The sequence below is a fragment of the Photobacterium sp. OFAV2-7 genome, from assembly GCF_022347985.1.
GTDB lineage: Bacteria > Pseudomonadota > Gammaproteobacteria > Enterobacterales > Vibrionaceae > Photobacterium.
The window spans coordinates 1-5,695 of sequence record NZ_JAKRFQ010000277.1 but is presented as its reverse complement, the minus strand read 5'-3'; the positions used below and the strand labels follow the sequence as shown (position 1 = coordinate 5,695).

At 50.2% G+C, this 5,695-nt stretch carries 7 protein-coding genes and 1 pseudogene; all 8 read right to left on the bottom strand.

What is annotated here, in order from left to right; translation table 11 throughout:
- A pseudogene (locus tag MHN01_RS14510) lies at positions 1–370 on the bottom strand (hypothetical protein); the annotation flags it as partial.
- A complete protein-coding gene (locus MHN01_RS14505) occupies positions 367–831 on the bottom strand; it encodes a TlpA disulfide reductase family protein (RefSeq protein ID WP_239411994.1) in 465 nt (154 codons plus the stop codon). The gene MHN01_RS14505 and the pseudogene MHN01_RS14510, both read right to left, overlap by 4 nt.
- An 84-nt stretch (positions 832–915) precedes the next feature.
- Positions 916–2,142 carry a Tad domain-containing protein gene (locus tag MHN01_RS14500; RefSeq protein ID WP_239411993.1) on the bottom strand — a complete coding sequence of 409 codons (1,227 nt, stop codon included), beginning with the start codon at positions 2,140–2,142 and terminating at the stop codon, positions 916–918.
- Entirely contained in the window at positions 2,135–2,746 is a 612-nt protein-coding gene (gene tadF, locus MHN01_RS14495; RefSeq protein ID WP_239411992.1) for a tight adherence pilus pseudopilin TadF, read from the bottom strand. The genes MHN01_RS14500 and tadF overlap by 8 nt, the downstream gene beginning before the upstream one ends.
- Complete coding sequence (locus MHN01_RS14490; RefSeq protein ID WP_239411996.1) at positions 2,733–3,170, bottom strand: TadE/TadG family type IV pilus assembly protein; 438 nt, start codon at positions 3,168–3,170, stop codon at positions 2,733–2,735. The genes tadF and MHN01_RS14490 overlap by 14 nt, the downstream gene beginning before the upstream one ends.
- Entirely contained in the window at positions 3,170–3,955 is a 786-nt protein-coding gene (locus MHN01_RS14485; protein WP_239411991.1) for a lipopolysaccharide assembly protein LapB, read from the bottom strand. The genes MHN01_RS14490 and MHN01_RS14485 overlap by 1 nt, the downstream gene beginning before the upstream one ends.
- The gene (locus tag MHN01_RS14480) at positions 3,952–4,818 is read right to left on the bottom strand and encodes a type II secretion system F family protein (protein ID WP_239411990.1); all 867 of its coding nucleotides are present in this window, start codon (positions 4,816–4,818) and stop codon (positions 3,952–3,954) included. Before MHN01_RS14480 ends, MHN01_RS14485 begins: the two co-directional genes overlap by 4 nt.
- Positions 4,818–5,695, bottom strand: an 878-nt coding sequence (locus MHN01_RS14475; protein WP_239411989.1) for a type II secretion system F family protein, incomplete at its 5' end; no start/stop codon positions are given. The genes MHN01_RS14475 and MHN01_RS14480, both read right to left, overlap by 1 nt.

Genomic DNA, 5,695 nt, shown 5'->3' with positions numbered 1-5,695 from the left:
TTTTAGACTTGGGTTTACTCGCAACCACAACTTGTTCAACAGGCGGCTTTGGTTTAGCTATCGGTGAACTTGCCTTAGCTTTAGGAGCAGGTGCAGGTTTAGCTTTCGACGTAGACTTTGATATCGATTTCGGCGTAGCTGCCGCTACTACAGGCTTAGCCGCAGGTTCTAACATCAACGTATCCGCTGATGGTTTCACCAGCTCAATATTCCGGCGCAGTCCGACACCATATTCCTGACTGCTATATACCGTCGATGACACCGACTCAGACTGTTGATACAAAGAGGATTCAGCATCAGCCGCATGGATATTCATGCTGACAATTGCGGCGGTTCCTATCGCCAATACGTAACAGGATTGCTTGATCATAGCGCCAACCCTAGTTCCTTAAGATCATCCATGATGACCTGGCCGATATGGTTGATGGCACCATATCGAACCTTCAGCACCTTACCCTGATACACGTAGTAAAGTGCAGGCATGCCGATAGGCTGGAAATCTTCAACCAGGGTTTGCTCAGGATCGTTAACGACAGGAAATGTTATTCCTAGCTCCTGCTGAAAAGCCTTGGCCAATTCGACATCTTCATCGACATCAACACCTAATACCGCCACCTGGCTGGCATCAAGCTGCTGAGCTAGCTGATTCACTTCTGGGAGCTCTTCACGGCATGACACACACCACTCGGCAAAGAAATCGATAATCGTCACGGCTTCTGGATTTAGCCCCAATTGTTGTTGAGCAAACGGCGACAGCGAATCGCCTTGCTGGTAGGCCTGAGCATTTGCCGAAAGCAAGATTGCCAAAGCAACCAACCATTTTTTAAACATAAACACCTCTAAAAAAGCAATTGATTGGTATTTTTATTTATATTTACGGCTACCAATACTGACCGTTACTAATTCACTTATGGATCACTCCCCGAGAACAATGCGGGTACTGGTCTCAAGCTGAAGTGCAGAACGAAAATAAGCTTCGAGATCAGCAGTATTGTTCGCGTCATACACAAGATCGTCACGACCAGTACATTTACGGAACTGCTCCAGTCTCGAGTCATTTACTCCGAAACCGATAAAGCTCATCTCGATCCCAAGCTCCTGCTGGATCACATTGCACAGATCTGCATCGATTAACTCATTGAGATATTCCGGGTATAACGGAAAATCCTGCCCATCTGTAAACAACACCAAACGCTGTGCAGGCTTAATAGCATGCAGCGCCTCAACCTCCCATTCCTGCTGCCATTCTTCAGTCAAAGTACGTATCCCCCAAATCAATCCCTGGTAGGAAGCTGTACTTGAACCACTGGTTTTCAACCCAGCGACATAACTTTTCAACTGACTCAAATCATCGGTCAGCGGCAAAATAGAGGCTGTTTCACTACAACGATCGAGCCAAGGGCTAGGGGTAACATCTCGCATAGACAAAGTGGCTGATGGTGAATCTAGATCATCAACAGTTTTCTGAGGGTCCCAGCGCCCGGCCGTATATGACAACCCATCCACACATTTGGCCTTGTTTAATGATTTTGAATACCAAGGTGCATCCTTAACCGTCACACCGGTTTGAAATGGCACAATAGAAAAGCGCACCTGGCTATTTAGTGAATCAATATCATCGATCACATCGGATATAATTTTTTTAAGCTGAGGAAGCTCTTCTACCATCGAACCTGATATATCAAGAACTAAAGAAAACTCAGTCGGTTGACTCGACACACTTGCCACTAATCTGGATGTAGAATCACTACTGGCATGAACTTGTTTTTTACCCTCAGCGGCAGCTGGCAATATCTCTGGCATCAGAGGTTCAAAGCTATATTGCGTCGACACATGACAACCGTTTTGCGTATCCATTTGGCTACTCGCCGGAACAGCGTCAGGTACAAACACCGGACGGTAGTAGTCTAAATACTTCCGAGCCATAGTATTTGAGCCCTGCTGCTGATAGGCACAGGCAATAGAAGCCGCATCTGAAGCATGACCTGCACGCACAAGAGCCTGGGTATACATCGAAAAAAATACCGCCACAGATATCACGGCAAGTAATACGGGCAACAACATCACGAACGTCAACGAAATCGCACCACGCTGTTTCAAAGGGATCTGTGGCTGTGAGCTTTTACCAAGGCGACTAGTCATACTGCCTCCCGATCAATACTGCCGAACTGTTGTAATAGCGTTCGGCAAAGTCTCGAACGAAAACCGGATAAACACTTCCCGTCAACAACGGCAGCGATGTCAGGCATACCGACACCTGAAACAAATCCGGACGCAGGCCATTGTTCAAACCCGAAACCGTGCCAACCGGTGCCAATGAGGCTAATTGAGCTAGCTTCTGTTGAGCCTGACAAGATCCACCCGCACTTTCTGAAAAATACACAGCACCGGCACTGCCCTGTTTTAACTGCTCCAACTGAATACCGACTTCTACTGAGGCCGAGTTCGCGCCAGACTGAAAGTGTCGTTCGGCAACAACACGCAAAGCATCTGCAATCTGAAGAGTGATGACACCACCAGATCCGGACAGGTCGAACTCTAGACGTTCACTGGCAACAACAGATGTCAGAGAATAGGCAAGCTGATCCAGCTTGGCTTTCAGGCTCAAACCGTGGCCGATTTTTACCGCAAACACGACCAACACCATCAAGATGAGTGCAATCACAGGCAACTCAATCACACTGCTACCACGCTGTTTACCCAAGGAGGCCGTTGAACGAGCGGGCATGGTTCTAACTTCTTTCATGAGCCACCAACATCTTTCGCTCAAACGTCGTCAAACGCTCAAGACCTTCAGCCCAACCTTCGATAAACAACACCTGATAGGGATAGCTCACCCTGTACTCGGCAAATGGCTGCCGAGTATAGGCTGATGAACCCACATTATTTCTCAGCGCCTCCAGCGAATCGTAATACGTCGCTTCAATCTGGAGACGGCTGCTATCTACCATCGGAAAGTCATATTTTGCCAAAACGGCCTGCATCGACCTGACGACATTTTCATGATCGTTAACGTGAACAGTCTTGCGAGTTGCTGTCGCCAGGGCGACATCCAACATGTTGCCGGTCATCATGAAACGGCAAGTTTCAATCACCACCAGCACCATGACGAAAAAAGACAGGAAGGTAACAGCAAACTCTATAGTTATATTTCCCTGCTGACGAGCCATCACAACATCTGCTCCCACTGCTGGTAATAAGCGAGGTTTTTCTCAAGCTCAGCATGAGTCAAGTCCTGCTTGGCAATGGTCTTCGCCGCCTCGATATCCCCTTTCATCGCGAAAGCCAGCGCAAGATTCTGACGCGTCTTGGTGGTGCTGTTGCCACGAAGGTAGTTCGGATACAGAATATCGATCCCTTTTTGCGGGTGATCGGCCAAGATCCACCCCAACGCAAGGTTGTTGCGATACTCAAGGCTTCCCGGCTCTACCGCCAAGGCTGCGATGAATGCCTCTCGGGCCTTACTGTACTCTTGCTGCAGGGCATAACTCACCCCGAGACTGTTCATGGTTTCGGCACTTTGTGGAAGCTGCTTCGCGGCTGACTCCAAATCAAGCTGCGCCTGACGGATATCGCCCATAGCCAGTTTCGCCCGGCCCAGCTCACGCAAGATATCACCACGAACCTGCTGCTCTGCCGCTTGATCTTGCACTTTCGCCTTGTTCAGAAAGTGCAGCGCCAGTTCAAACTCACCGGTCTGGTTGTAAGCCACTCCAAGCAAATAGAGCAATTCAACATCATCAGGTCGATTTTCCAGTTGCTGGCGGTAAATCTCAATAGCACTCTCGGGACGACCGCCGACCAAAGCCACTTCTGCCAGTTCGCGATCACTTTTCAATCGGGCTGCTTGTTCTTCAGATTGCGCAGAAGATTGGCTGGCGCATCCTGTCAGAGCGCCTGTGAGTACCAACATTGCGACAGTGAACAGGCTCAAACGTGTTAGTTGTTGCGTCATAGTGTCCCCAGACTCTCAAGTAGCGCAATAATAGTCGGCGCAACAATCAGCACCACAACCGGCAACATGATCAGCACCACAACCGGCATCGACATTTTGGCCGGGATTTTTCCGACACGTTCTTCAAGCTTCAGGTATTGATACTGACGGCTGTCAGCGGCAATCAGGCGCATGGTTGATGCAATCGGACTGCCGTACTTTTCTGCCTGTGACAGGGCAATCACGATATTTTCAATTTCGACAATGCCGGTTCTTTGGGTTAAGTTTTCAAGTGCCTCCAGACGCGAGTCCAGTACCCGCAGTTCTGCCTCGGTGATCAGCCATTCGCGCGATAGCTCAGGCGCCACCTGCGCCATTTCCTTGCCAACCCGGCCGAAGATCGCTTCCAGCGTCAGCCCTGATTCAACGCAAACCACCATCAGATCCAGCGCATCCGGCACAGCATGGGCGATCCGCTGACTCACTTCATGAGCTCGCCACTTCAACCACTGCTCAACCACCAGACCGCTGGCAATAGCAAACACCAACCCTTTAGCCAGTTGGATACTGCTCAGGTCAAAATCGATGTAGGCTAGCCAGGCCGTCATGCTCGATGCCATGACAGACAGCTTGACAACAACGAACCAACTGGCAGCCTGCGGCGAATGAAAACCCGCTTTGCCAAGGAGTACCTTTACATCACGGCTCACCGAGAACGTTGGCAAACCGGGTAATGAATGGTGCTGGGCCAAACGGAAATGATGAGAGACCAACCCCAGTCGCTCAACCACGCGATCACGACGCTGAGCTCTGGCATTGAATAACAAAGCCATGCAACCACCTGTGACCAACAAGGCCACAGCTATCCATAGAGAGACAGACATCAGGACCTCACCTTGGTTAGCATATGAATAATTCCCAGCCCCAACGCCATGCTGCCGACCACATAGGCCAGCACGAACTGTCCGGCATCGGTATTTGTCAGATTGAGAAAAGCGGTTGGATTTTTGAAAAACATAATGCTGATCAGCAATACCGGCAGAGAAGCCAAAATCATCGCCGTCATTCTTGGCTCTGCCGTCAGGCTCTTGATTTTCATCTTGATGGCAACATTGTCGTGCAAGGTACGGCTAAGGCCATGAAGCACCTCACGTAGCTGACCACCGTTTTCCTCATTGAGCACCAAAGCCACCACGAAAAAGTGAAAACCAGAATACGGCAGGCGGTAGCAGGCTTCCCGAAGCGCCTGCTTCAGGCTGATACCAATTTCGAGCTGATCGCGAATTAACACAAACTCACGCCCCAACATGCCCTTCTGGTAGTCAGCAACCTGAGCAATAGCCTGCGGCACCGAAATACCGGCAGCGACGGCACGGGAAATTTGCCCCAGTACCTGAGGAAAGGTTTCTTCAAACTCTTTACGCTGACGGATCCGCATCACCCAGTACGATGCCAAGGCCGCAACTACGACAGCCCCAGCGGTACTTACTGCACGAACAACCAAGGGTAAAAAGGTACCGGCAAACCAAACCGCCAGAGCAAGAGTAACCAGGCCAAGCAACAGCCATAGTTTGCCCTTGCGACCAAACAAGGCATCAATTCGGGACTGTACGCGATTCCAGCGAATCAGAAGCGGGCCAGTACCTTGCTCCCAGTCAAACAGCGCCATATCCAGATAGGTATACTGGGCCGGCTGCATGATGACGTCATAGCCTTCACGGGCGCAGGCCAGTCCGGCCTCCTCGTTCTGCCAGGAAAAAA